Raw genomic sequence first — 24,535 nt, forward strand, 5'->3', positions numbered from 1 at the left:
AAGTTCCTGCGACGACGCCGCGGTTTGATCGAAGCGGTATCGCTCGATTCAACACCGGTGGTCGTGCCCGTCAAACGCCATGGCGGATGCCTTGCGGCATCGCGCCGCGTTCTCAGAACACGTGGTTGATACCCACCGAGAAGCCGAGCTGGTTGCCCTGTCCGTTCGTGGTAGCGAGCGGCAGTTGCGATGTGCCGCCGCCCAGGCCGGCGAGCTGGCCACCACTGGTCGCCGCTACCGGCAGCGTGGCGCGCAACGCATCGGTGTAGCGGGCATAGTCGAGGTCGGCATAGAAGTTGGTGCGTTTGGAAAGCTTGTAGGTGCTGCCGACGATGAACAGTTGGCGCTTGCCGCTGCTGTTGGTCGTGAGCACGTTGTCGACCTGGGTCTGGTAGTAGCCCGCGGCCACGCCCAATGCCGAATTGAAGTTGTAGGACGCGCCGCCCCAGGCATTCTTCTGGTCGGTCGAGTTGCCTGTTGCCCGGTCCTGGGTTTCGCGGGCATAACCGATGGCGATTTTCACGCCGGCTATGGTGTAGGAACCGCCGAGAGTCCAGGAACGGTTGTCCTGGAAGTTGGTGGGCGGCGTAGCTGCGGTTGCCGGGATCAGCGCCGGCTTGCGCAGCGTATAGGCGCCGCCGACTGAGAACGGTCCACCGGCCCAGGTCACGCCCAGCGCCTGCTGCGAATTGTCGCGGGCCGAACCGGCCTGCTCGCCCAGCGCCCATTCGGCGCGCGCCGTGATCGGGCCAAAGCTGCCGGTGTACTGGATGTCGTTGTTCACGCGCTGACCGGCGCTCACGCTCGCCTGCGAGGTCGGGATGATGGACGGGTATTTGAAATCGAAGGGATCGTAAGGGCCGACGGTCTTGTAGGCCACGGTGTACTGCCGGCCCAGATCGAGGCTGCCCCACTGGCTGCCAAGGCCGATGAAGGCCGAGCGCTCGAACAACTGGTTGTTGGTATTGTTGAGCGCGCCCGAACCGTTGTTGAAGCCGGCTTCGAGCGTGAAGTGCGCATTCAAACCGCCGCCGAGATCCTCGATGCCCTTGAAGCCGAGACGGTTCGAGTTATAGGTGCCATTGCTGCCCATGGTGATGCGGCTATGGCCGGCGGCGTCCTGATGATTCTGGTAGCGGATGCCGCCGTCGAAGGAGCCATAGATGGTGACATTGGTCTGGGCTTGCGCACCGGCATAGGCGCCGAGTAACGCAATGGCAAGCAGGGTCTTTTTCATGGTCATCTCCAGGAAAAGTGAGTGGATGGGCCAGCGCTTTCGCCTGCCTGTCTTGCAGGAGTCGGCTGCCAGCGCGTTGTCTGATACGTCGCAGGCATTGCAACATGACGGCCGCAGCATGCGTGACCGCAGCCTGGCAAATTGAAGACGGCTTGAGATAGCACAGAGCTTTCGTTGTCAGTCCACGACGGCTTGCAAGGCGGCATGGTGCCGGTGCACAAGGCCCGTAAAACAGCAAGCGAACGCTTCTTGCGTGCGATCTCAAAACTCTTGTTCCTACATCGATTGAAGTCATGCGGCGCCATGCGGACCATGCGCGCGCTTCATGCCGACCCTTGTCGAGCATCAAGAGACTCGTCCGGAGCCGCATTAGCTTTGGCTACCCTGCAATGAGGAAGACTTGCCATGCCGACTGTCGATGCCCTGGAACTGCCGCATGCCGCGCCGGCGGCAAATGAGGAGACGGATGATGCCCTGCTCGATTGCCTGCTTGCGCTTGTACGTTTTCATGAACTCCCCGCCACGCGCGATAGCCTGTGCGCCGGTCTGCCGCGCGATGGCGGCCGCTTCACGCCGCAATTGCTGGTGCGCGCCGCGCAGCGCGCCGGCCTCGTTTCCTGCCTGGTCGAGCAGGACTTCGAAGCGCTCACGTCGGAACAGCTACCGGCGCTGCTTCTGCTGCGCGATGGCACGGCCTGCGTACTTGGCGGCATCCAGGATGACAGCGCGCAGTTGCTGGCGCCGGCCGGCACGGTCGAGCTTGCCAGCCTGCGGCTACGCTATGCCGGCGAGCTGATCCTGGCCACGCCGCGGGAAGGCGCTGCAGCGGTGCGGCCGGATCGCTGGCTGCTGCGCATCCTGACCCCGCTGTGGCCGCTGTATGCGGAAGTGCTGGCCGCATCGCTGATGGTGAATCTGTTCGCGGTGTGCATGCCGCTATTTACGATGAATGTCTACGACCGGGTCGTGCCCAACGCGGCCGGATCGACGCTGTGGGCCTTGTCGGCCGGCATGGCAATGGTGTTGCTGTTCGACGTGGCCATGCGTGCCTTGCGCGGTCGCGCCATCGAAGCCGCTGGAAGGCAACTCGACATGCAGGTTTCCTGTCGCATCTTCGAGCGGCTCCTGACGCTGTCGCTGGCCGCGCGCCCGGCTTCGGCCGGCGCCTTCGGCAGCCGGCTGCAGGAGTTCGAATGCGTGCGCGAGTTTCTGACCGCGGCCACCATCAGCGCGCTGGTCGACTTGCCTTTCGTGGTGGTCTATCTCGCGGCGATGTTCTGGATCGGTGGCGGCCTTGGCTGGCTCGCGGTGACAGCGATCGTGGTGATCGTCATCGCCGGCTTCGCCTTGCAGGCGCCGATGGCGGCTTCGCTTGCCGATGCGGCCCGCGTGGCCGCGCGCCGCCAGGCGCTGCTGCTCGACACCCTGGGCGGCCTGGAAACCATACGCGCGGCCAATGCCGAAGGCAGGTTGCAGCGACGCTGGGAAAGGCTGGTGGCCGAAGCCGGCGACTGGGCCTGCCACGCCCGCGCGCTGGCGGGCGGTGTGCAGCAGGTGTCGCAATGCATGCAGCAGCTGGCTTATCTGCTGGTGGTGATTGCCGGCGTGACCCAGGTGCTGGACGAGAAGCAGACCATCGGTGGCGTCATCGCCTGCAGCATCCTCGCAGGGCGCGCGCTGGCGCCGTGGTCGCAGGTGGCGAGCCTGCTCACGCGTTATCACCAGGCGCGCGCTGCGTTGGCCACGGTGCGGCGTCTGCTCGAGATGCCGGTTGAACGTTCCGGCGCGCCGGCCGGGCTCGAACGCTCGCAGCTGCGCGGCGAAATCGAATTTCGCGATGTGCACTTTTCCTATCCGGGCCAGCATGGCGAAGCGCTGGCCGGCGTGTCCTTTCGGATCGCCGCCGGCGAGCGCGTCGGCGTGATCGGCTGCGTCGACTCGGGCAAGACCACGCTGGAAAAGCTGATCGTGGCCTTCTATGCGCCACAGCGCGGCACGGTGGCCATCGATGGCATCAATGCCCGTCAGATCGACCCGGCCGCGCTGCGCCGCGCGATCGGCCATGTGCCGCAAGATGTGCTGCTGTTTGCCGGCAGCATCCGCGACAACATCGCGCTGGGCGCGCCCGAAGCCGATGATGCCGCGGTGCTACGCGCGGCCGAGCTGGGCGGCGTGACCGACTTCGTCGATCGCTGGAGCGACGGCTATGCGCGCGAGGTCGGCGAGCGCGGTGCGCAACTCTCCGGCGGCCAGCGACAGGCGATTGCGATTGCGCGCGCCGAATTGTTCACGCCGCCTATCCTCCTGATGGACGAGCCCAGCAGCGCCATGGATGCGATTTCCGAAGCGCGCTTTCGCGAGCGGCTCGCGGCCCGGCTGGGCAAGCGCACGCTGATTCTGGTGTCGCACCGCACTTCGCTGCTGGCCCTGGTGGACCGGGTGCTGGTGCTGGATGGCGGTCGCCTGGTTGCCGATGGTCCGCGTGACCGGGTGTTGGCGGCGCTGGCCGCGGGGAAGAGCCATGTCGTCTCCTGATCTGCCGGAATCGGCCGCGGAAACCTCGGCAAGCCTGCAACGCCGCGCATCGGGCCATGCGCTTGGCGCGCATGCGGCACGCGATCCCGATGCCTGGATTGCCGAGGACACGGTCCATGCGCGCGCGTGGCGGCATCGTTTGCATCGGCCGGTGCAGGCAAAGGCGCACGGTCGCTGGCTGCTGCGCCTGATGCTGGCCTTCTGGGCTGGCGCGATTCTGTGGGCAGCCTTGGCGCAGGTGGATGAAGTCGTGGTCGGCGAAGGCCGGGTGATTCCATCGGGGCAGGTGCGCCAGGTGCAGAACCTGGAAGGCGGCATCGTCGCCGAGATCCTGGTGGCCGAAGGCGACGCGGTCGAGCGCGATCAGCCGCTGCTGCGCCTGGACCCGGTGCGCTTCGCTTCATCGCTCGGCGAAAACGAAGCGAAGCTGCGCGCCTTATCCGCGCGCATTGCGCGGCTCGAAGCCGAGGCCGGGGATGCGCCGTTCGCAGCAATGCATGGCGGGCCCGAGGAAGCCCGATTGGCGCAGCAGGAACGGGCCTTGTATGTCGCGCGTCGGCAGGCGCTGCGCGCGAGCATCGCGGTGCTGCGCCAGGAAGCCGCGCAGCGCGAGCAGGAACTGGCCGAGAAGCGCAGCCGCGCGCGCCAGCTGCAGGGCAGCCGGACGCTGCTGGCGCGCGAGCTGACGATGATCCGGCCGCTGGTGGCGCAGGGCTATGTGGCCGAACTGCAGCAGCTGCGGCTGACGCGTCAGCTCAACGATCTTGATGGCGAACTCGACGCGGCGCGCCTGGCGCTGCCGCGGCTGGAATCGGCATGGACAGGCGCGCGCGAACGCGCCCGGGAACTCGAGGCGCGCTTTCGTGCCGATGCCGGCCGCGAATTGAGCGAGGCGCGCGCCGAACGAAACGCGCTGGCTGCTGCGGGCGCCGAGTTGCGCGACCGGCTGCGCCGCACCGAAGTGCGCTCGCCGGTGGCCGGCATCGTCAAGCAGCTCAAGGTGCATACGGTGGGCGGCGTCATCCAACCCGGAATGGAGATGCTCGAAATCGTGCCGCGCGATGAATCGTTACTGATCGAGGCGCGGGTGAAGCCGGCCGACATCGCCTTCCTGCGCGCCGGGCAGCCGGCGATCGTGCGCCTGTCCGCGTATGACTTTTCCATCTATGGCGGCCTGCATGCCACGCTCGAGCATGTCAGTGCCGACAGCCTGTTGCCCGAGCGTCCCGGTGAGACGCCGGGACCGTATTACCTGGTGCGGGTGCGCACTCGCGGCACCACGCCCACCGGCGGCGGCAAGCCGCTGACGATCCTGCCCGGCATGGTCGCCACGGTGGACATCGTCACCGGGCGCAAGACCGTGCTGCACTATCTGTTGAAGCCGCTCATCAAGGTGAAGGAGACGATGTTGCGCGAGCGCTGAGTTCGTTGCGGCCGGATCTCCATTACGGCTTTGCGGACGCTGCGTGGCAGCGCGCCGGGCCGGCTCGGGTTCTTGCAGTGCAGGGAGGGGCTCCTTACCTCAGGTAGGCACGCCGCGCAGAAGCGCCGCGTTGTGCTTGAACCTCTCCCGCATCAGAAGCCGCCATTCCGGCGTCAGCGATGGCGCGGCGGTTTCGAAGCCCGCATTCATGTGCTCAAGCAGCCCGGCAAACCGGCGCCGGAGCCGACGGCCAGCGCGCCCCAGCCTTCGAAGTTGCCAGCCTTCTGCAGATACTGCAGCGCCGCCGCGAATTGCCGACCAGGCATGAAGGGCAGATTCACCGGGTCGATGGTCCAGGCATGACCTTGATCGACATAGGACGGGGCGTACTGGAAAACGCCTTCGCTCGACGCGCCAGGCTTGTAGCGGCCAACGATGGTCCACTCGCCGTTGTCCGGCCGCTGCAGATACACATACAGCGGCTTAGAAGTAATCGTCATCGCCGCTTCCTTTTTCCTGTTGGCTCAGACGCACGCGCTGTCGGTGTTCGCCTTGCCACAGATCCGCCGGTAATGTCGGCGTGGCGTGGTCGGCCAGGCCGAGCACCAGCAGAGCCGTCAGGTACGCACCGGCGCCAGCACCCGGATCACCCCCTTCGAGCCGACGCAAGGTGGCGCGGGAAATGCCAAGGCGCGCGCACAGATCGGCGCCCGTGATGCGTTGGCGCAGGCGCTGGGCGTGGATGGCCTTGCCCCATATCGCAAGGCGCTCCTGTACCAGGCTGGGCCAGCTTTCGGCAGCGGAAAGCTTTTTCGGCATGTGCTAGAGATTCATAGATGAGGCATTAGGAAATATAAAGCTCTATCTATGACCATGTCACGCCCCTTTTGCGGAGCGAAATGCGTTCGAGCGCCTGTTGCTCAACGCAGGCCTGTTCAGGAGGTTTTTGGATAAAGCTTGATCGTTTCACGCTCATCGCCGTTGCAATCCTTCATCACGGTGCCAAGTCAGCCAGTCTTCCGTTATCATCATCTTTCATAAATAGAACAGTGTTTCGCCTAGCGGAACAGCGGGCGGCGAAACCATCCGACTTTCACCACCCTGAGAGGAGACGAGTAATGAAGAAGTCAGCAATGCGCGCTTCAGCGCTGAGCATCGTGGCGGCGGCCGTCGCCACCAGCCTTCTGGCCGGGTGCGGCGGCTCGGATTCGGGCGATCCGAACCGCATCAGCCTCAGCAGCAAAGGCACGCTCGTGGGCACGAGCGGCGATGTGATGCGCAAATGGCTGGGCATTCCCTACGCCGCGCCGCCGGTCGGCGATCTGCGCTGGAAGGCGCCACAGCCGGCGGCGAATTTCGGCGAGCGTGACGCCAGCAAGTTCGCACCGCACTGTGCACAGCCGGGCGGTTCTTTCGGCCAGGCCAGCACTTCCGAGGACTGCCTGTATCTGAACGTCTACACGCCGACTTCGGGCGGCAATTTCCCGGTCATGGTGTGGATCCATGGCGGCGCGCTGCTGACCGGTGAAAGCGATGATTACGATCCCACCGAGCTCGTCAAGCAGGGCGTGGCGGTGGTTACGCTGAACTACCGGCTTGGCCCGCTCGGCTTTCTCGCGCATCCGGCGCTCACCGCCGAAGGCGGCGGCAGCTCGGGCAACTATGGCCTGATGGACCAGCAGGCGGCCATCAAGTGGGTCAAGGACAATATCGCGGCATTCGGCGGCGACGCCGCCAACATGACGATCTTCGGCGAATCCGCCGGCGGCCTGTCGACGCACTCGCAGATCGCCTCGCCACTGGCCGCCGGCCTGTTCCAGAAGGCGATCGTCGAGAGCGGCTCGTACAACATCGCCACGCCGACGCTGGCAGCCGGCGAGGCGCTGGGTCAGAGCTTTGCCACCAAGGCCGGCTGCACCGACGGCAGCGCCGCCTGCCTGCGCAATCTGCCGGTGGCCACCATCGTCGCCAATTCCAGCGCGATCCAGTTCGGCGGCACCACGCTGCCGGTCGTCGATGGCAAGGTCCTGCCCTTGTCGCTATCCGACGCCTTCACCACGGGCAAGTTCAACAAGGTGTCCGTCATCGAAGGCACCAACCAGCATGAATACAGCCTGCTGTCGGCAGCGACGCTGGATGTGGCGCGCGGCCATGCGCTCACCGCCAGCGAGGCGCCGGCGCAGTTCACGGCGACCTTCGGCACGGCGAGCACCGCGGTGCAGGCTGCGTATCCGATCGAGGGCGCGCCGAGCCCGGCATGGGCTTATGACAGTGCGCTGACCGACTATGTCTTCGCCTGCAACGGCCGCTCGATCGCCAAGAAGCTCACGTCCAACGGCGCCACCGTCTATACCTATGAATTCGCCGATGCGAATGCGCCGATGGTGTTCGCGATTCCCGCCCGTCCGGAAGGCTATGGCGCCTACCATGCGGCCGAGATCCAGTACGTGTTCCCGAAGCAGCAGACGATCTATGCCGGCGCGCCGTTTACTGCCGCGCAGACCGATCTGTCCAACCGCATGGTCGGGTTCTGGGCGCAGTTTGCCAAGACCGGCAATCCGAACGCTTCGGGCAGCAGCACCTGGCCGGCTTACACTTCCGCGAACGACTCTTATCTGACGCTCGCGCCTGGCGCCATCGCGGTCAACACCGCGTTCTCGGCCCAGCACAAGTGCACCAGCCTGTGGACGCCGGGAGTCTGAGCGCTGCAAGCCGCATCCGTGCCGCGCCGCCTCGGATCGGACGCCGGCACTCGTGATGCCGTCCCGCGGTCTGCCCGGCAGGGGCAAGCCGCCGGACCTTTGTTTTGAGAAGACATGATGATGAAACCGCTACGCCAACCGCCGCCAGCGCTGATGATTGCCAGCGGCATGCTGGTCACCCTGGTCGCCGTGGCCTTCGCCCGGCTCGCGTATGGCCTGATCCTGCCGTTCATGCGGCAAAGCCTCGGATTGACCTATCAGCAGGCCGGCAATCTCGGCACCGCCAGCGCGCTCGGCTATCTGTGTTTCGTGATGGCGGCCGGCATGCTGGCCGCGCGCCGCGGCGGCCGCTTCGCCATCCTGCTCGGCATGCTGCTGACGACAGCCGGTTTCGCCGGTCTTGCCGCCGGCGGCAGCTATGCCTGGCTTGCGGCATGCATGCTGCTGCTGGGCCTGGGCACGGCATTCTCGTTCACGCCGGTCATCTCGCTGCTCGCTACCTGGTTCCCGAAGCGGCGCGGCGCCGTGATTGGCGTGGTCAATAGCGGCATAGGCGTGGGCATGCTGCTCGCCGGCGCGCTGGTGCCCTGGCTGAATACCGCGCATCCGGTTTCCGGCTGGCGCCTGACCTGGGGCGCATTCGGGCTGGTATCGCTCATGGCGATGGTGTCGAGCTACGCTTTTCTGCGCAATCCGCCGCGTCCCGCAGCCGCGGCGACGGCGGCGCGCACGCAAGCCGCGCCAGTGCATCGCAATCCGCATGTGGTCACGGTCGGCATGCTGTATGGCGTGGTCGGCCTGACCTATATCGCGCAATCGGTATTCATGGTCAGCTTTGCGCTCGCCTCGGGCGTGCCGCCGACAACCGCCGGTCGGCTTGCGGCAATGATGGGTCTGCTGTCGGTGTTCTCCGGGCCGGGTTGGGGCTGGGTATCGGACCGGGCCGGCCGCGCCGCATCGCTGACGGCGGCGGTGTCATTGAACCTGTGCGGCACGCTGGTGCCGGTGCTTTGGCAAACGCAGAGTGCCTTCTTCATGCATTACCTCATCGTCGGCCTGACTTCGTCCGGGATGTTCACCTCGGTGCTGGCGGCTTCCAGCGAAAGGGTCGAGCCGCAGCAGGCGCCGCTGGCAGTGAGCTTCGTCACGCTGTTCTACGCGGCCGGGCAATTTCTCGGGCCAGCGCTGGCCGGCGTGATGATCGAAGAAGCCGGAGGCTTTCGCACCGCCTTTGCAACGAGCTGCGTGATCCTGGCCAGTGGAGTGCTGCTGTGCTTGCGGCTGAGGACCTTGGGCAAGCGAGCGCAGTGCGTGCCAGCCGGTTGATGCATCCCGCGTATTTACGTTTCGGTGATCCCTGCCTTCATGCAGGCATGCACCAGCTTGGCTACCGAATGCACACCCATTTTTTCCAGTGCGCGGGCACGGTGCACCTTCACGGTCTTTAACGAGATCCCGAGGTCAGCTGCGATCTGTTTGTTGAGCCTGCCTTCGATGACGTGCTGCATGACTTCCTGTTCACGCATCGTCAGGCTCGCGTGGCGCGCCTTGATCTGCTCGTGCTCGCGCTCTTTCATCACATCGATTGCCTGACGACAGATCGCTTGGCGGATGGAATCGAGCAAAGCGCCATCATCGACTGGCTTGAGCAGAAAGTCCGCCGCGCCGCGCTTCATCGCCTGCACGCTGGTCGCGACATCGGCATAGGCGCTAAGAAAGATGACCGGTACGTGCGGTTTATCCTGCAGCATCCATTCCTGCAATTCCAGGCCGTCGCCATCCGGCATGCGCATGTCCGTCACCAGGCAGTCGATTCTTTCGGCACGCTCGTCATGTATGACTTCATTCATCGATGCAAATGCTTCGACATGCCAGCCTGCCGCACGCAGTAAGCGCGAAATACTCATGCGCACGCTGTCGTCGTCGTCAACTATGCCTATACAGAAATGCCGAGTATTCATGGCTCTTCATGTCGGAATGATCGGTGGCGCTATGGTTACCTCTCCTGTCAAATCTTCCTTGATCTAGTTAAAAGAATGCCGATACCTACAGGCTTTCCAGGCTTTTCCCGGGACTATCCATAGCCGTATGGGCTTCCGCTGGGAACACAATGCGGAAGGTCGCGCCTCGACCGGGATTATTGAAAGCTTCGATGTGCCCGCCATGGCTGCTGATGATTGCACGCGAGATGGACAGTCCGAATCCGGTCCCATTCGGTTTCGTGGTGAAGTAAGGGTCAAAGAGATGGCCGACGGCATCGGCTGCAATGCCGGTCCCATTGTCCGTGATCGAGATCGATGCGCTGCGTGGGCCCAGGGAACGGCTTTCCAGCGTGAGCATGCGCAGCTCCGGCGGCGTGCCTTTCATCGAATCGCAGGCATTAAGGATCAGGTTGACCAGGACTTGCAGCAGTTGCACCGAATCTCCCCTGACGCGCAACATTCCCTTGTGTAGACGGCGTGTCAGCTTCACGCCGTGCGCGCCGAGATGCGTTCTGACCAGGTTCTCGCTTTCACTGAGCAACTCATTCAGATCCACCGGGTCGTGCCTCGGTGTGTGTTTCATGAACAGCGATCGCAGCCGCTGGATGGTCGCAATCGCCCGGCTCGCGTCGGCGGTGATGCTTTCCAGGATGCGACGCAGTTCTTCCGGGCATGTGGCTTCATTGACGAAGCCGCGCTGTGCCGCCTTCACGTTGTAGGAAATCGCAGTGAGGGGCTGGGTCAATTCATGCGCAAAGGCGCCGGACAATTCGCCGAGCATCGAGGATCGCGCAAGAAAGGAAACCTGCATCCGTTGCTTCTGCAGTTCATGTTCCAGCTTCGTAGCACGCTCCCTGAGCTCATCCACGGTGCGATTCGCTTCCTGCAGCGTTTGCTGGAGGTCCGCATCCTGCTGACCGCGCATACGCAGGTATGCGCCGGCATGCCGTGTGCACAGACGAGCGCCACTGGAAATGAGAACGGGGAGCAGTATCGGAGCGATCAGCAGCGCCGCCGAGACAAGTGATAAGCCCCGTTTCGGGACCTCGGCATTTTTGCCGGCGCACCGGCTACCGTCGTTGATGTGTCGATGCATGAAATGAGCCCAGGCTCGGAACCCAGCCGCAATCGGCATTGAATTCTTTGCGTCCCTGTCGAAAGTTAAACCCTGATAAGGACTCGGCAGAGATGCGCGAGTTCTCGAAACGCCTTTGGGATTCTGTCGGAATGCATGCCCGGTCTTCTATTGGGCCATGGGGCAAGTCTGTGCAGGCCTGATTGGACCAAGGGCTAATAGTCGCCCGCTGTTCGAAACATTAGCCTACGCGACAGGTAGAAGCCGCACGCATTGCCGCTCGCCGGAAGCAACAAGTGAGCGACTTCGGGATTGCCCTCTTCCGCCACCGATTACTTCTGCCTGCGCAACTGATCGGACTTGGGCGAGATCGTGTTACGGCAGCTGTTTCGACAAGGAGATGAGAATGAAATACGCAATCAGTGCAGCGTTGGTCATTGCCGCGCTCGCAGCCGGATGCCAGTCCAATCCCTCCCCGCCGCAAACCATGGCGCAAACCGGCGGCCCGGATTCCCGCAGCAATCTCGATGCGCCGCCGCCGCAGGTGAAAGTCGCGGTCGATCCGGCGCGCTCAGGCTTTTTGCCCATGGATATGTATGACAGGTTGCAGCCCTTGCAGCAAGTTGAAGGCGTTAAAGCCTGGCGCGACACCTCCCGCGACTTGCGTGGCTATACCAAGATCCTCTTCCAGCCCACCGAGGTCTATCTGACGCCGAATCCCGAATACAAGGGCTTGCCGCAAGACGCGCTCTTGCGCATGACCAGTGACTTCCAGAATGCCTTCGTCTCGGCCGTGCAGCCCGACTACACCGTCGTCGATGCTCCGGGTCCGGATGTGCTCGTCGTCAGGACCGCGATCACTGGCGTGCAGCCGGCCTCGCCCAAGCTTGGCGTGACCGACTTCATTCCGGTCAAGGCGGTGTTCAATGCCGCCCGCAAGGCGTCGGGCAATGCGCCGAAGGTCGCCGAGATGTCGGGTGAATTCGAAGTCATGATGCCAACCGGCGAGATCGTGGCCGCCGCGACCGCGACGCGCAAGGGCGATTCGCGCTTGCCGCAGGGCGAGGACATCACCTGGGGCGACATGAAGTCCATCGCGGATTACTGGGCGCAAAGCTTCAAGAATCGCCTGGACACGGTGCGCGGCGTGTCAGGCCAAAACGTCGGGCAGGCGCAATAGTCGCGCCGTTGTTGTCCCTCGAACCGATGGAGAAAGCGATGCGACGAGATGTGCGTGTGATGACGGGCATGACCGGTTTTCTGCTTGCAGCCGCCGCCTTTGCGGCCGGAGCGCCGGCAGTGTATCCGGCCAAGGGCCAGAGCGCGGACAAGCAGATGCGCGATGAAGGCGAGTGCACTGGCTGGGCCAAGAAGTCCACCGGCGTCGATCCGGCCGCAGTCGCGAGCGCAGCGCAGCAGCCGCCTGCGCCCGGCGGCGAACGCGCCCGGGGCGCGGCCCGGGGCGCAGTCGGCGGCGCCGCGATCGGCGCAATTGCGGGCGACGCCGGCAAGGGCGCTGGCGTCGGCGCCGTGGTTGGCACCATGCGCGGCGGTTCGCAGGCGCGCCAGCGCCAGCAATCGCAGACGCAGAGCTCGCTCGATGCCTATTACCGCGCCTACGGCGCCTGCATGTCAGGCCGTGGCTACAGCGTTTCGTGACATGGAGGCAATCATGCGCAGACTTTTGTGTTCACTGTGCTGCCTGCCTGTCTTCGCCTATGCGGCCGGCACCGGCCTGGGCGACGCCAACGCCTTGCTGTGCACATCGCAGCTGGTGGTGGATGTCGGCGGTCCGCAGGATATTTCCAGCGGCCTGCCTGCAGAGATGGGCATGCCAACCATCATGCGTGTCGACTTCCAGAAAAAGCAGGTCGCCGGCGAGAAGCGGACCACGCCCATCAAGGTGATGGAGCGCGATGAAAAGCGCATCACTCTGCAGGGCACCGAGCTCGGCTATGGCTGGACGCTGGTGCTGAATCAGGACGATGGCAAGCTGATCGGCAGCATGGTCGACGAGCTGGGCGCCATCGCGATTTTCGGTGTGTGCGTCCCGCAATAGCGCAAATGAGCGACGAGGAAAGAGCGCCATGTCAGCCACTAGCGCGCGCGCAGACGGCATCCCCGCGCCCGGACTGCGCTTTGCGGCGATCGCCTGCCGCGAATGCGACCTGCTGCAGCGCGAACGTCCATTGCCGCCCGGCGCCGTGGCCCGCTGCGTGCGCTGCGGCGCCGAACTCTATCGTGACCATCCTGATGCCTTCGAGCGCGCGCTCGGCTACAACACCGGCGCGGTGGTGCTGTTCGTGATGGCGAATGCTTTCCCGCTGGTCGGCTTGAAGATCAAGGGCGACCTGGTGCAGACCACGCTGCTCGGCGCGGTGCACAGCCTGTGGCGGCAGGATATGCGCCTGGTGGCCGGCGTGGTATTGCTGACCACCTTCATCACGCCGCTCGTGCAGATGCTCGCGCTGTCCTATCTGCTGCTGCCGCTGCACTTCGGCCGCGTTCCGCGTCATGCGGCAACGGTGTTTCGCACGATGAATCGGGCCGGGGAGTGGAGCATGGTCGAAGTCTTCCTGCTCGGCGTATTGGTGGCCTTGGTGAAGCTGCTGCATCTGGCCTCGGTGGTGCCGGGTGTTGCGCTCTGGTCCTTCGGCGCGATGATGCTGCTGCACGCCGCCGCGTGGTCTACCTTCGATGCGCGCGCGCTGTGGGCCAGGCTGGAGCGGCGGCGATGACGCTGCGTTTTCATAGCGCAGCCAGCGCCGGCCTCCTGGTCTGCCATGAATGCGCGCAACTCTGCCGGCCGGCGCCGAACGGTCATGGCATGGCATGCCCGCGCTGCGGCGCGACGGTGCATCTGCGCAAGCCGGAGAGCGTTGCGCGCAGCTGGGCTTATCTGATCGCCGCGGTGATCCTGTATGTGCCGGCCAACGTGCTGCCGGTGATGGAGACCGGCTCGCTGTTCGGCTCGCAGAAGGACACCATCCTCTCCGGCGTCGTCTACCTCTGGACTTCGGGGTCGTGGGAGCTTGCTGTCGTGGTGTTCATTGCCAGCATCCTGGTGCCGCTGGCGAAGATCTTCGCGCTCGCTTTCCTGCTGATCTCGGTGCAGCTGCGCAGCCGCTGGCAGCCGAAGCAGCGCGCGCAACTGTATCGCGTCGTCGAGCTGGTGGGGCGCTGGTCGATGCTGGATATCTATGTGATCACGATCCTGGTGGCCCTGGTGCAGCTGAAGGCGCTGGCGACGATCAAGGCCGCGCCGGCGGCGATCGCTTTCGGCGCGGTAGTGGTGCTCACGATGCTGGCGGCGGCCAGCTTCGATCCGAGGCTGATCTGGGACCCAATGGAGAAGGCCCATGGCGGACGAAATACAGCAGGACGGGCGTGAAACCGTAGAGCGGCGCGCGCCGGAAAGCGATGAACTGCCTGAAGCGGCCGTTGCGCCGCGCTCGCGCTGGAAGCTGCAGATCATCTGGCTGATTCCCATCGTCGCCGCACTCATCGGCCTGTGGCTCGCGGTATCGGCCATCCTGCAGAAAGGGCCGACGATCGAGATCAGCTTCAAGACCGCCGAAGGCCTGGAGGCAGGCAAGACCAAGCTCAAGTACAAGGATGTCGATATCGGTGTGGTGGAATCGGTGACGCTGGCCAAGGACTTGGCCGGCGTCGTCGCCACGGCCGAACTGATGAAGGATTTCAAGCCGCACCTGGTGAAGGACACGCGCTTCTGGGTGGTGCGTCCACGCATCTCGGGCGGCACGGTGTCGGGCTTGTCGACGCTGCTCTCGGGTGCCTACATCGGCGTGGACGTCGGCCGCGGGAAGGAAATCACCAGCCGCTTCGTCGGCGCCGAGACGCCGCCGGCGGTGCGCCTGGACACGCCGGGCACCGAGTTCATTCTCAATGCCGAGAACATCGGCTCCTTCGATGCCGGCGTGCCGCTGTTCTACCGGCAGATACCGGTCGGGCAGGTCGTCAGCTACGAGCTCAATCGGGATGGCAAGGGCCTGCGCATCAAGGTCTTCGTCAACAAGCCCTACGACGGCTTCGTCACGGCCAACACGCGTTTCTGGAATGCCAGCGGCATCAAGCTGAAGGTCGATGCCAACGGCGTGCGCCTGGATACGCAGTCGCTGGCGTCGGTGATCATAGGTGGCATCGCTTTCGATAATCCGATTTCGGAGAGCGAACTTCCGGCAGCGATGAAGGAAACGAGCTTCGTGCTGTTCCCGGATCGCGATGAAGCGATGAAGAATCCGGAATCCGACGTGCTCAAGTTCGTGATGGTCTTTGATCAGTCAGTGCGCGGCCTGACGCCGGGGGCACCGGTGGACTTCCGCGGCATCAACATCGGTGAAGTGACTGCAATCCGGCTCTCGGTGCAGGAAGGTTCCGGCCGCGTGCTCACACCGGTGGAGGTCAGCCTGTATCCACAGCGCCTGCGCAAGCTTGCAAATGAATCGGAAGAGCGCAGCTCGGAACAAAGGCGCGCGCTGCTCGATGCCATGGTGGCGCGCGGCATGCGCGCTCAGCTGCGCGCGGGCAATTTGCTCACCGGCCAGCTCTATATCTCGGTGGACTATGTGCCGCGTCCGCCGCAGGCCGCGATCGCCTGGCAGGCCAACCCGCCCGAGTTTCCAACCGCGGGCGGCAACCTGCAGGAGATCCAGGCGCTGCTGGCATCGATCGCGAACAAGATCGACAAGATGCCGCTCGAGGAAATTGGCAACAATCTGCGCAAAAGCCTGGGCGCGGCGAATACGCTGCTTGCGCGACTGGACAGGGAAGTCGCGCCGGAAATGCGCGAGACGCTGGGCGACGCGAGGAAGGCTCTGGCCTCCGTGGACCGCATGATGGAGCCGAACCATGCGTTGCAGCAGGATGCGCGCGCGACCTTGCGCGAAGTGCAGCGTGCCGCCGGGTCGCTCAGGGTGCTGGCCGACTATCTCGAACGTCATCCGGAAGCGCTGTTGCGCGGCAAGAGCGGGGAGGGGCAATGAACAGAATCATCGCAATCTGCGCCGGGCTGGTGCTGGGCGTGGCGCTGAGTGTGGCGCTGTCGGGCTGCGGCAGTTCGCCGCCGCAGCGCTTCTATACGTTCGATGCGCCGAACCCGGCGGAGCCGGCCGCGACCGCGCATGCCGCGTACAGCGTCTCGATCGGCCCGGTGATGGTGCCGGCCCTGGTCGACCGGCCGCAGCTGGTGCTGAGCACCTGGCCGAACCGGGTGCAGCTTGCCGAGCAGTCGCGCTGGGCCGAGCCGCTGAAGGACGGCATTCCACGGGTGATTGCCGCCGATCTCGCCCAGCTGCTGCCAGGCGCAAACGTGACGCCCTATACCCAGGCAGCGATTTCCCATCCGGATTACCGGGTACAGCTCGATGTGCGGCAGTTTGAGTCCGCGCCGGGATCGGCGGCGAGCATCGATGCGCTATGGGTCGTGAACGTGGAGAAGGATGGCAGGCAGATCACGGGCCGCACCGTGCAGCGCGAAGCGGTCAGCGGCAACGACGACGAAGCGCTGGTAGCGGCGCATCAGCGCGCGCTGCAAGCGGTGAGCAGGGATATCGCGCAGGCGATCGCCGGGGTGAAGGTGGCGCGGTAGGGTTGGCGGTGCGTAGGTTGGGCTGGCAAGCCCAACATGCTCGCGGTCCGCGAAAGCCTGATGTTGGGCTTGGCAGCCCAACCTACGCAAACGCTTCCTGGCAGCCTCGAAGCGCTTGCCCCAAAGTCCGATACCCCTTGGTTCCACCGGCGGCAACAATGAACCTTCTTCCCGGCACGGCGCCGTTTGCGGCAAAGGAGCTCAGGCCATGAGATTCGATCGTTTGGTGGATCAACTGATAGGCGTTCTCGCGCTGGCGATATTGGCCGGCGGCACGCTCATCGTCATTGCGCCTTTCGTCACCACGCTGCTGTGGGGCGCCATCCTTGCCTACTGCACCTGGCATCCGTTCGAGAAGCTGGTGACGCTGTTGCGCGGCAGGCGCATGCAGGCCACGCTGTTCGAGATCGTGCTCATCCTGGGCCTGCTGCTCGCCGCGGTGTTCTACATCGGCGCGGCGGTTTCCGCGCGGCTGCCGGATCTGGTCGTGGCGCTGCAGGAACGGCTGGCGCGCGATCTGCCGCCGCTGCCGGACTGGCTGAGCCAGACACCGCTGATCGGGCCGCGCATCGACGCCTTGTGGAAAGGCATTGCCGATCGCAATCCCGAAGTCATCGCCAGGCTGCGCGAGCTTGCCGGGCCGATGCTGCGCGCGAGCATCGGCATCGGCTTGGGCATCATCCAGGGACTCGGCCTGCTGGCGCTGTCAGTGCTGTTTGCCGGCGTGTTCTACATGACGGGCGAGCGCTCGGCCGCGGCGATCCGTGTGGCCATGCAGCGCGTTGCCGGCGCCCGCGCCGACGCGCTGCTCGCGCTGATTGGCAATACCGTCAAGGGCGTGGTGTATGGCGTGCTCGGCACCTCGCTGATGCAGGCGCTGCTGTGCGCGCTCGGCTACTGGATCGCCGGCCTGCCTTCTGTGGCATTGCTGGGCTTCGCCACGTTTTTCCTCGCCATCATTCCCGGCGGCCCGCTGCTGGTGGTGGTGCCCGGCGCGATCTGGCTGGCCCAGAGCGGTAACGGCAGCTGGGCCGTGTTCCTGGTGATCTGGTGCGCGGCGGTGGGCATCGCCATCGACAATGTCCTGAAGCCGGCCATGATCGGCAAGAGCAGCCATGTGCCTTTTGTGCTCGTCATGATCGGCGTGATCGGAGGCGCGGCGGCCTTCGGCCTTTTGGGCGTGTTCATCGGCCCGACGCTGCTCGCGACTGCCCATGCGGTCTTCCGCGACTGGACCGCGATCTCGCTTGTCAATCAGCCACAGGTCCAACGCGAGGCCGCGCCGCACGTCGCGCCGGGCTGAGCATGCGCGCCACGGGGCCATTGTCGATGTGACCAAGGTCCAATTGGACGTGCGCCGGCGCCAGCTTAAGTTAGATCGACATCGTGCCGGTGCCTGCGCTCTTCTGCATCGCGGCTCCCGCGGCCGGAACCCGACATTGGGAGGAGGTTTCATGAGGCTTTTACCCTTGCAGCAGAGGCGCGCCATCGCAGTCCGACCCGCCCCGTTCTTGCAGGCCGATAGGTCACCGTCCTGGCTGTTTCCCGCCGTCCTCGCCCTGGTCCTCGCCGGTTGTGGCGAGAAAAAGCCCCCCGCGCCGCAGGCGGAAACCGAAGTCACCGCGTTTACTGTCGTCAAGAAGGACGCGCCCGTCTCCTTCGAATTCGTCGCTCAGACGCAAAGCTCGCATGAAGTGCAGATCCGCGCGCGCGTGGCCGGCTTCCTGGAGAAGCGCGTGTACCGCGAAGGCGAGCGCGTGCGCGCCGGTCAAGTGCTGTTCGTCATGGACAAGAAGCCCTTCGAAGCCTCGCTGCAGTCGGCAAAAGGGGTGCTGGAACAGCAGCGCGCCAGGCTGGTAGTGGCCGAGCAGAACCTCGCTCGCGTACGTCCGCTGGCCGCCGACAACGCGGTCAGCAAAAAGGACCTGGACGACGCGATCGGCGCGGAGCGGTCCGCGCGCGCCGCGCTGCTCGCCGCCGAAGGCGAAGTGCGCACCGCCCAGCTCAACCTGTCCTACACCACCATCCTTTCTCCGGTGGACGGCCTTTCCGGCTATGCGCGCAAGGAAGAAGGCAGCTATGTCACGCCCGGCGAAAGCGGCTTTCTCACCTATGTCTCGCAAGTCGATCCGATGTGGATCAATTTCAGCGTCTCGGAGAACGAGCTGCTGAAATGGCGTGCCGACATCGACGCCGGCCGGCTGCGCTTTCCGAAGAATGGCGAATTCGATGTGCAGGTAGTCCTTGCCGACGGCAGCGTGTTTCCGAACCGCGGACACATCAATTTCATTTCCCCGACCTTCAGCAAGGAAACCGGGACCTTCCTCGTGCGCACCGAGGTCGCCAATCCTAGCGCCCAGCTTCGCCCCGGGCAGTTCGTACGCGCGCGGGTCAACGGCGCGCTGCGGCCTGACGCCATTCTTGTGCCGCAGCGCGCGGTGCTGCAGGGGAACAAGAGCAATTACGTCTGGGTGATCGACAAGGAAGGCAAAGCGCATGAGCGCAGCGTCGAAGTCGGCGAATGGCAGGGCGACGACTGGTTCATCCTGCGCGGGATCGATCCGGGTGAGCGCATCGTCGTCGATGGCGCGGTGCGGGTTGCCGCCGACAGGCCGGTGAAGATCGTTGAAAAGCCGGTGGCCGCCAATGGCGCGCCGGCAAGCGCGACCGGCGTGGCGAGCGCGTCGGGCAATGGCGCCGAGCAGGCCGGACGCCCGGCCGCAAACAAGGCCACGCAATAGGAGGCGCGCAATGAATATCTCGCGCTTCTGCATAGACCGCCCCATCTTTGCTTCGGTGATCTCGATCGTGATCACGCTTGCCGGCGCAGTCGCGATGTTCGGCCTGCCGATTGCGCAGTATCCGGACATCACGCCGCCGCAGATCACTGTCTCCGCGACCTATCCCGGCGCGAATGCCGAGGTCGTCGCCAATAATGTCGCCGCGCCGATCGAGCAGCAGGTCAACGGCGCGGACCGCATGATCTACATGAACTCCTCGAGTTCCTCGACCGGCAACATGACGCTGAATGTGTTCTTCGAGATCGGCACCGACCCCGAGCTGGCCCAGGTCGACGTGCAGAATCGGGTGAATCTGGCATTGCCACAGGTGCCGAGCGCGGTGCAGGCCCAGGGCATACAGGTGCAGAAGAAGTCATCGGCCTTCATGATGGTGATCGCGGTGTATTCGCCGGCCAATCGCTTCGACCCCGTCTACGTGGCCAACTATGCCAACCTGTATGTGCTCGATGAGTTGAAGCGCATCCCGGGCGCCAACCAGACTGCCATCTTCGGCACGCCGGATTATGCGATGCGCATCTGGCTGCGCCCGGACCGCATGGCGCAGCTCGGCATCACCGCGAGCGAAGTGCAGAAAGCGGTGCAGGCGCAGAACGAGCAGTACGCGGTGGGCCGGGTGGGGCAGTCGCCGACCGGCACGCCGGTCGAGCAATCCTTTGCCGTCACCACCACCGGGCGGCTGACCGATCCGGCCGAGTTCGAAAACATTATCATCCGTGCCGAGAACGGCGGCGCGTCGCTGGTGCGGCTGAAGGATATCGGCCGCGCCGAGCTCGGGCAAAAGGATTATTCGATCCGTAGCAGCTTCCAGGGCAAGCCGGCAACGATGATCGCGGTGTACCAGCAGCCAGGCGCGAATGCGCTCGACGTGTCGAAGCAGGTCACGGCCGCGCTTGCGCAATTGAAGAAGTCCTTCCCGGAGGGCCTGGAATACTCGGTCGTGATGGATACCACCAAGTTCACCAAGGCGTCGATCGACGACGTCGTGAAAACCTTCTTCGAGGCGCTGGTGCTGGTGGTGATCGTGGTCTACCTGTTCCTGCAGAACCTGCGCGCGACGCTGATACCGGTGCTGGCGGTGCCGGTGTCCATCGTCGGCACCTTCATCGGCATGTCCCTGCTCGGCTTCTCGATCAACATGCTCACGCTGTTCGGCATGGTGCTGGCCATTGGCATCGTGGTCGATGACGCGATCGTGGTCATCGAGAACGTCGAGCGCAACATGCATGAACATCATCTCGATCCGAAGGAAGCGGCCAAGCGGGCCATGGACGAGGTGGCCGGTCCGGTGGTGGCGATCGTGCTGGTGCTGTGCGCGGTGTTCGTTCCGGTCGCTTTCCTGTCCGGCATCACCGGCCAGATGTACAAGCAGTTCGCGATCACGATCGCGATTTCGGTGGTTATCTCGGGCCTGGTCGCGCTGACCCTGTCGCCGGCACTGGCGGCCATCCTGCTGAAGCCGCGGCACGGTCCAAAGAACCGCTTCTTCCGCTGGTTCGAGCACGCCTTCGAGCGCATGACCGAAGGCTACAGCCGGCAGGTTGCCATGGTAATCAAGCGCACCGGCTTCGCGCTTTGCCTGTTCGCGATCATGGTGGCAGCGATCGTGCTGATGATGCGCACCGTGCCACGCTCCTTCCTGCCGCCGGAAGACCAGGGCTATCTGCTCGGTGCGGTGCTCATGCCCGACGCTGCCAGCCTGGACCGTACCGGCGCGGTCGGCGCCAAGGTTTCCGAACATTTCATGAAGGAGGAAGCGGTATCGGGCATTGCGGTGGTGGATGGCTACAGCCTGCTCGATGTGCAGAACAAGAACAATGCCTCCACTTTCTTCGTCGGCTTCAAGGATTTCGAGAAACGCTATGCCTCGGACAAGCGCAAGGACGAGAACGCGGCCGCTGTGCTCATGCGCGCGCGTGCCGCGCTGTCCAGCGTCAGGGAAGGGCTGGTCCTTCCGGTGAATCCGCCCTCCATTCCTGGCCTGGGCACCACCGGCGGCATGGAGATGTGGATACAGAGCCGCGGTGAGAAGACGCCGCAGCAGATGGCCGGCATCGTCGGGCAATATGTTGCCAAAGCCAAGGGCGCGCCCGAGCTGACCGGCGTGACCTCGACCTTCAACGCCGCTTCGCGCCAGCTGCTGGTGGATGTGGACCGGGAAAAGGCCACGACGCTGGGCGTGCCGATCGCCGAAGTCTATGGCGCCATGCAGACCATGTTCGGCTCGCTGTATGTGTCGCAGTTCAACAAGTTCAGCCGGCTGTGGCAGGTGATTCTGCAAGCCGAGCCGAGCTACCGGCTCAAACCCGAGGACCTGGAGCAGATCTATGTCCGGAGCCGCGACGGCTCGATGCTGCCGCTGAAGTCCGTGGTCACGACGCGCTATGTCACCGGCCCGGACCTGATGACGCGCTTCAACAACTTCCCGGCGGTGAAAATCACCGCGAGTCCCGCGCCGGGCTACAGCTCGGGCCAGGCCATCGCCGCGCTGGAACGCATAGGCGCCGAAGTCCTGCCCGAAGACTTCGCGCTGGCCTGGAGCGGCGAAGCCTTCGAGGAAAAGAAATCCGGCAGCGCGTCGTCCTCGGTATTCATCTTCGGCCTGGTGATGGTGTTCCTGATCCTGGCGGCGCAATACGAGAAATGGTCGCTGCCCATCGGCGTGCTGCTTGCTGTGCCCTTTGCCCTGTTCGGCGCGCTGGCGGCCATCATGCTGCGCGGCCTGAACAACGATGTGTATTTCCAGATCGGCCTGACGATGTTGGTCGCGCTGGCGGCAAAGAATGCCATCCTGATCTTTGAATTCGCGGTCATCAACCGACAGGCCGGCATGAGCGTGTACGACGCGGCGATGCGCGCGGCGAAGGAGCGGCTGCGTCCTATCGTGATGACTTCGCTGGCCTTCATCCTCGGCTGCGTGCCGCTGGCGATCGCCGTCGGCGCCTCGGCCAACAGCCGGCATTCGATCGGCACCGGCGTCATCGGCGGCATGCTCGCGGCGACCGTGATCGCGGTGTACTTCATTCCGATGTTCTATCACGCCATCGAAGGCCTGTCCGACCGGCTGAGCCGCAGGAAGCAGTCGCAGCCGCCGCCTGCGCCGGTGTCCGGAGCCGGCGGACCGGCGCATCCGGTGCCGCATGCCCCCGTTGATGAAAGCTGAACCGATGACATCCGAGCCCCATGAAAGCCGAGGCGCCCATGAGACATGTTCCCGCAAGCCTTCGTTACGCGCTGTTGATGCCCGCCGCCCTGCTTGCCGCCTGCGCCGTCGGCCCGGACTATCGTCGGCCCGAGCTCCAGGCGCCCGCCAGCTTTCGTTTCGAGGACAAGCAGGCGCAGGATCTGGCCAACACGCCCTGGTGGAATCAGTTCGACGACGACGTGCTGTCGGAGCTGATCGCCACCGCGCTGCGTGAAAACCGCGATCTCAAGATCGCGGCTGCGCGCGTGGACCAGTTCATCGGCGTGTTGCGCACCACGCGCTCGGCGCAGTACCCGCAGGTCTCCGCGCTGCTGAATGCGGAACGCTTGCGCGCATCGGAGCAGGGTCTTACGCCGATCCCAAACGGGCGCGGCGCGACCGACAACCTGTTCGAGGGCTCGCTGTCAGTCAGCTGGGAGCTCGATCTGTTCGGGCGGCTGCGTCGTCAGACTGAAGCCGCGCGCGCGAATCTGCTCGCCAGCGAGGAAGGCAGGCGCGCCACGGTGCTGTCGCTGGTGTCCTCGGTCGCGTTGTCCTATGTGAATTTGCGCAGCCTGGACCGGCAACTGGAGATCGCCAATACCACGGTGGCCAGCCGCGCCGAGTCGCTGCGCATCTTCAGGCGGCGCTTCGAGGGCGGCACTGTTTCCGAACTCGAGCTCACGCAAAGCCAGGCCGAGTACGAGGACGCGGTGTCGCGGGTGCCGGCGATCGAGGCGCAGATCGGCCAGCAGGAAGATGCGCTGTCGATCCTGCTCGGCCGCGATCCGGGGCCGATTACGCGTGGCCGCGGGCTGGACAAGCTGGGGCTACCCGCGGTGCCCGCGGGCCTGCCTTCCGATCTGCTGATGCGCCGCCCGGATCTGCGTCAGGCCGAGCAGAACCTGGTTGCGGCCAATGCGCAGATCGGCGCGGCCCGCGCGCAGTATTTCCCATCGATCTCACTAACCGGGCTGCTGGGTTCGGCCAGCATCGAACTGTCGGATCTGTTCAGCGGTCCGGCGCGCGCCTGGTCCGTTGCCACCTCGGTGGCGATGCCGATCTTCACCGCCGGCGGCATCGCCGGCCAGGTCGAGCAGGCCGAGGCGATCCAGCAGCAAACGCTGGAGCAGTATCGCAAGTCGATACAGGTCGCCTTTCAGGAAGTGGATGACAACCTGATTGGCTATCAGAAGGCGCGGGTGCAGCTCGATTCGCTCGGGCGGCAGGTGGCGACGCTGGACCGGCAGGTGAAGCTGGCGCGCGCGCGCTATGAGAATGGCTACACCAGCTATATCGAAGTGCTGGATGCCGAGCGCAGCCTGTTCAATGCACAGCTGTCCTATACCCAGACCGGCGCGCTGGTGTTTTCCTCGGTGGTGAATCTGTACAAGGCCATGGGCGGCGGCTGGGTCGCGCAGGCCGATACGATGGCGCCGAAGCCGGCGGCGGGGAAGCAGGTGTCGCAGAAGTAGCTTGGGCTGGCAAGCCAGTCGCTTTCCAGGCCTCTGCGTGCTCTGCCGCATTGGCTGTTATCGCGCTCACCTGCAGTGGCGCAATGCTATGGCTGAGGTGTGTGACGCTTCGGTCCAGGGCATCCGGCGGCACGTAGGGGCAGCAGGGATAGGTAGGTGGCTTACGTATTCGCCTTTGTCTTTGCCTTTGCCTTTGCCTTTGCTGTTGCTGTTGCCTTTGCCGTTGTTTTTAATCCCGTTGATCGCGCCGTGCCGTCGATGCCCGGAGCGGGGGGCGGCTAAACTCGCTACGCTGCGCTTCGCTCAAACAGACGCCGCACCTTTTCCCGCTCCGGGCATCGCCGTCACGGCGCAATCAACGGGGGTTTAAAGGCAACGGCAACGGCAACGGCCAAGACAAAGGCAAAGGCAAAGGCAAAGGCAAAGGCAAAGGCAAAGGCAAAGGCAAAGGCAAAGGCAAAGGCAAAGGCAAAGGCAAAGGCAAAGGCAAAGGCAAAGGCAAAGGCAAAGGCAAAG

General features: G+C 64.6%; 21 protein-coding genes. 16 read left to right on the top strand and 5 right to left on the bottom strand.

Annotation, left to right across the window (positions count from 1 at the left end):
- Window positions 1-112: 112 nt before the first annotated feature.
- Window positions 113-1,237 carry a porin gene (locus JJB74_RS27845; protein WP_200597689.1) on the bottom strand — a complete coding sequence of 375 codons (1,125 nt, stop codon included), beginning with the start codon at window positions 1,235-1,237 and terminating at the stop codon, window positions 113-115.
- 405 nt (window positions 1,238-1,642) lie between these two features.
- On the opposite strand from JJB74_RS27845, the gene JJB74_RS27850 reads away from it, so the two are divergent.
- Window positions 1,643-3,772 carry a type I secretion system permease/ATPase gene (locus tag JJB74_RS27850; RefSeq protein ID WP_200597691.1) on the top strand — a complete coding sequence of 710 codons (2,130 nt, stop codon included), beginning with the start codon at window positions 1,643-1,645 and terminating at the stop codon, window positions 3,770-3,772.
- A complete protein-coding gene (locus JJB74_RS27855) occupies window positions 3,759-5,195 on the top strand; it encodes an HlyD family type I secretion periplasmic adaptor subunit (RefSeq protein WP_200597693.1) in 1,437 nt (478 codons plus the stop codon). The genes JJB74_RS27850 and JJB74_RS27855 overlap by 14 nt, the downstream gene beginning before the upstream one ends.
- A 206-nt stretch (window positions 5,196-5,401) precedes the next feature.
- Here the strand turns inward: JJB74_RS27855 and JJB74_RS27860 are convergent, their stop codons facing one another.
- Complete coding sequence (locus tag JJB74_RS27860; RefSeq protein ID WP_200597695.1) at window positions 5,402-5,695, bottom strand: hypothetical protein; 294 nt, start codon at window positions 5,693-5,695, stop codon at window positions 5,402-5,404.
- Window positions 5,679-6,014 (bottom strand): helix-turn-helix domain-containing protein, encoded by a 336-nt coding sequence (locus JJB74_RS27865; protein ID WP_200597697.1) that lies wholly within the window; start codon window positions 6,012-6,014, stop codon window positions 5,679-5,681. The genes JJB74_RS27860 and JJB74_RS27865 overlap by 17 nt, the downstream gene beginning before the upstream one ends.
- 299 nt (window positions 6,015-6,313) lie before the next feature.
- Here JJB74_RS27865 and JJB74_RS27870 point away from each other — a divergent pair, with 299 nt between their 5' ends.
- Window positions 6,314-7,897: a carboxylesterase/lipase family protein gene (locus tag JJB74_RS27870; RefSeq protein ID WP_200597699.1), complete on the top strand. Its 1,584-nt coding sequence runs from the start codon at window positions 6,314-6,316 to the stop codon at window positions 7,895-7,897.
- Between the two features lie 114 nt (window positions 7,898-8,011).
- Window positions 8,012-9,223 carry an MFS transporter gene (locus JJB74_RS27875; RefSeq protein WP_200597701.1) on the top strand — a complete coding sequence of 404 codons (1,212 nt, stop codon included), beginning with the start codon at window positions 8,012-8,014 and terminating at the stop codon, window positions 9,221-9,223.
- 14 nt (window positions 9,224-9,237) lie between these two features.
- Here the strand turns inward: JJB74_RS27875 and JJB74_RS27880 are convergent, their stop codons facing one another.
- A complete protein-coding gene (locus tag JJB74_RS27880; protein ID WP_267913211.1) occupies window positions 9,238-9,858 on the bottom strand; it encodes a response regulator transcription factor in 621 nt (206 codons plus the stop codon).
- A gap of 85 nt (window positions 9,859-9,943) precedes the next feature.
- Entirely contained in the window at window positions 9,944-10,804 is an 861-nt protein-coding gene (locus JJB74_RS27885; RefSeq protein WP_200597705.1) for a sensor histidine kinase, read from the bottom strand.
- Between the two features lie 556 nt (window positions 10,805-11,360).
- Between JJB74_RS27885 and JJB74_RS27890 the strand changes: the two genes are divergently transcribed.
- The 12 genes from JJB74_RS27890 (at window position 11,361) to JJB74_RS33780 (ending at window position 24,301) form a co-directional block, all read left to right on the top strand.
- Window positions 11,361-12,134, top strand: a complete 774-nt coding sequence (locus JJB74_RS27890; RefSeq protein WP_200597707.1) for a DUF3313 domain-containing protein — start codon at window positions 11,361-11,363, stop codon at window positions 12,132-12,134.
- A gap of 38 nt (window positions 12,135-12,172) precedes the next feature.
- A complete protein-coding gene (locus JJB74_RS27895) occupies window positions 12,173-12,613 on the top strand; it encodes a glycine zipper family protein (protein ID WP_200597709.1) in 441 nt (146 codons plus the stop codon).
- A gap of 13 nt (window positions 12,614-12,626) precedes the next feature.
- Entirely contained in the window at window positions 12,627-13,013 is a 387-nt protein-coding gene (locus JJB74_RS27900; protein WP_200597711.1) for a hypothetical protein, read from the top strand.
- A gap of 28 nt (window positions 13,014-13,041) precedes the next feature.
- Window positions 13,042-13,692 carry a paraquat-inducible protein A gene (locus JJB74_RS34020; protein ID WP_325170189.1) on the top strand — a complete coding sequence of 217 codons (651 nt, stop codon included), beginning with the start codon at window positions 13,042-13,044 and terminating at the stop codon, window positions 13,690-13,692.
- Entirely contained in the window at window positions 13,689-14,345 is a 657-nt protein-coding gene (locus JJB74_RS34025; RefSeq protein WP_325170190.1) for a paraquat-inducible protein A, read from the top strand. Before JJB74_RS34020 ends, JJB74_RS34025 begins: the two co-directional genes overlap by 4 nt.
- Window positions 14,314-15,957 carry a PqiB family protein gene (locus JJB74_RS27910; protein WP_200597713.1) on the top strand — a complete coding sequence of 548 codons (1,644 nt, stop codon included), beginning with the start codon at window positions 14,314-14,316 and terminating at the stop codon, window positions 15,955-15,957. The genes JJB74_RS34025 and JJB74_RS27910 overlap by 32 nt, the downstream gene beginning before the upstream one ends.
- Window positions 15,954-16,562 (top strand): PqiC family protein, encoded by a 609-nt coding sequence (locus tag JJB74_RS27915; protein WP_200597715.1) that lies wholly within the window; start codon window positions 15,954-15,956, stop codon window positions 16,560-16,562. The genes JJB74_RS27910 and JJB74_RS27915 overlap by 4 nt, the downstream gene beginning before the upstream one ends.
- 208 nt (window positions 16,563-16,770) lie before the next feature.
- Window positions 16,771-17,865 carry an AI-2E family transporter gene (locus JJB74_RS27920; RefSeq protein WP_200597717.1) on the top strand — a complete coding sequence of 365 codons (1,095 nt, stop codon included), beginning with the start codon at window positions 16,771-16,773 and terminating at the stop codon, window positions 17,863-17,865.
- Between the two features lie 151 nt (window positions 17,866-18,016).
- A complete protein-coding gene (locus tag JJB74_RS27925) occupies window positions 18,017-19,303 on the top strand; it encodes an efflux RND transporter periplasmic adaptor subunit (RefSeq protein ID WP_200597719.1) in 1,287 nt (428 codons plus the stop codon).
- 10 nt (window positions 19,304-19,313) lie between these two features.
- On the top strand, window positions 19,314-22,523 hold the full coding sequence (locus tag JJB74_RS27930; protein ID WP_200597721.1) for an efflux RND transporter permease subunit: 3,210 nt from the start codon (window positions 19,314-19,316) through the stop codon (window positions 22,521-22,523).
- 38 nt (window positions 22,524-22,561) lie between these two features.
- Entirely contained in the window at window positions 22,562-24,019 is a 1,458-nt protein-coding gene (locus JJB74_RS27935; RefSeq protein ID WP_200597722.1) for an efflux transporter outer membrane subunit, read from the top strand.
- 156 nt (window positions 24,020-24,175) lie between these two features.
- A complete protein-coding gene (locus JJB74_RS33780; protein ID WP_267913212.1) occupies window positions 24,176-24,301 on the top strand; it encodes a hypothetical protein in 126 nt (41 codons plus the stop codon).
- Window positions 24,302-24,535 lie beyond the last annotated feature (234 nt).

Origin of the sequence: Noviherbaspirillum pedocola, assembly GCF_016632335.1 — a bacterium.
Classification (GTDB): domain Bacteria; phylum Pseudomonadota; class Gammaproteobacteria; order Burkholderiales; family Burkholderiaceae_D; genus Noviherbaspirillum_A; species Noviherbaspirillum_A pedocola.

Coding starts and splice junctions, on each gene's coding strand:
- JJB74_RS34025 (WP_325170190.1), top strand. CDS start 13,689: ATGACGCTGCGTTTTCATAGCGCAGCCAGCGCCGGCCTCCTGGTCTGC.
- JJB74_RS27915 (WP_200597715.1), top strand. CDS start 15,954: ATGAACAGAATCATCGCAATCTGCGCCGGGCTGGTGCTGGGCGTGGCG.
- JJB74_RS27935 (WP_200597722.1), top strand. CDS start 22,562: ATGAGACATGTTCCCGCAAGCCTTCGTTACGCGCTGTTGATGCCCGCC.
- JJB74_RS27920 (WP_200597717.1), top strand. CDS start 16,771: ATGAGATTCGATCGTTTGGTGGATCAACTGATAGGCGTTCTCGCGCTG.
- JJB74_RS27900 (WP_200597711.1), top strand. CDS start 12,627: ATGCGCAGACTTTTGTGTTCACTGTGCTGCCTGCCTGTCTTCGCCTAT.
- JJB74_RS27875 (WP_200597701.1), top strand. CDS start 8,012: ATGATGATGAAACCGCTACGCCAACCGCCGCCAGCGCTGATGATTGCC.
- JJB74_RS27885 (WP_200597705.1), bottom strand. CDS start 10,804: ATGCGCGGTCAGCAGGATGCGGACCTCCAGCAAACGCTGCAGGAAGCG.
- JJB74_RS27870 (WP_200597699.1), top strand. CDS start 6,314: ATGAAGAAGTCAGCAATGCGCGCTTCAGCGCTGAGCATCGTGGCGGCG.
- JJB74_RS27865 (WP_200597697.1), bottom strand. CDS start 6,014: ATGCCGAAAAAGCTTTCCGCTGCCGAAAGCTGGCCCAGCCTGGTACAG.
- JJB74_RS27855 (WP_200597693.1), top strand. CDS start 3,759: ATGTCGTCTCCTGATCTGCCGGAATCGGCCGCGGAAACCTCGGCAAGC.
- JJB74_RS27845 (WP_200597689.1), bottom strand. CDS start 1,237: ATGAAAAAGACCCTGCTTGCCATTGCGTTACTCGGCGCCTATGCCGGT.
- JJB74_RS27860 (WP_200597695.1), bottom strand. CDS start 5,695: ATGACGATTACTTCTAAGCCGCTGTATGTGTATCTGCAGCGGCCGGAC.
- JJB74_RS27925 (WP_200597719.1), top strand. CDS start 18,017: ATGAGGCTTTTACCCTTGCAGCAGAGGCGCGCCATCGCAGTCCGACCC.
- JJB74_RS34020 (WP_325170189.1), top strand. CDS start 13,042: ATGTCAGCCACTAGCGCGCGCGCAGACGGCATCCCCGCGCCCGGACTG.
- JJB74_RS27880 (WP_267913211.1), bottom strand. CDS start 9,858: ATGAATACTCGGCATTTCTGTATAGGCATAGTTGACGACGACGACAGC.
- JJB74_RS27850 (WP_200597691.1), top strand. CDS start 1,643: ATGCCGACTGTCGATGCCCTGGAACTGCCGCATGCCGCGCCGGCGGCA.
- JJB74_RS27910 (WP_200597713.1), top strand. CDS start 14,314: ATGGCGGACGAAATACAGCAGGACGGGCGTGAAACCGTAGAGCGGCGC.
- JJB74_RS27895 (WP_200597709.1), top strand. CDS start 12,173: ATGCGACGAGATGTGCGTGTGATGACGGGCATGACCGGTTTTCTGCTT.
- JJB74_RS27930 (WP_200597721.1), top strand. CDS start 19,314: ATGAATATCTCGCGCTTCTGCATAGACCGCCCCATCTTTGCTTCGGTG.
- JJB74_RS27890 (WP_200597707.1), top strand. CDS start 11,361: ATGAAATACGCAATCAGTGCAGCGTTGGTCATTGCCGCGCTCGCAGCC.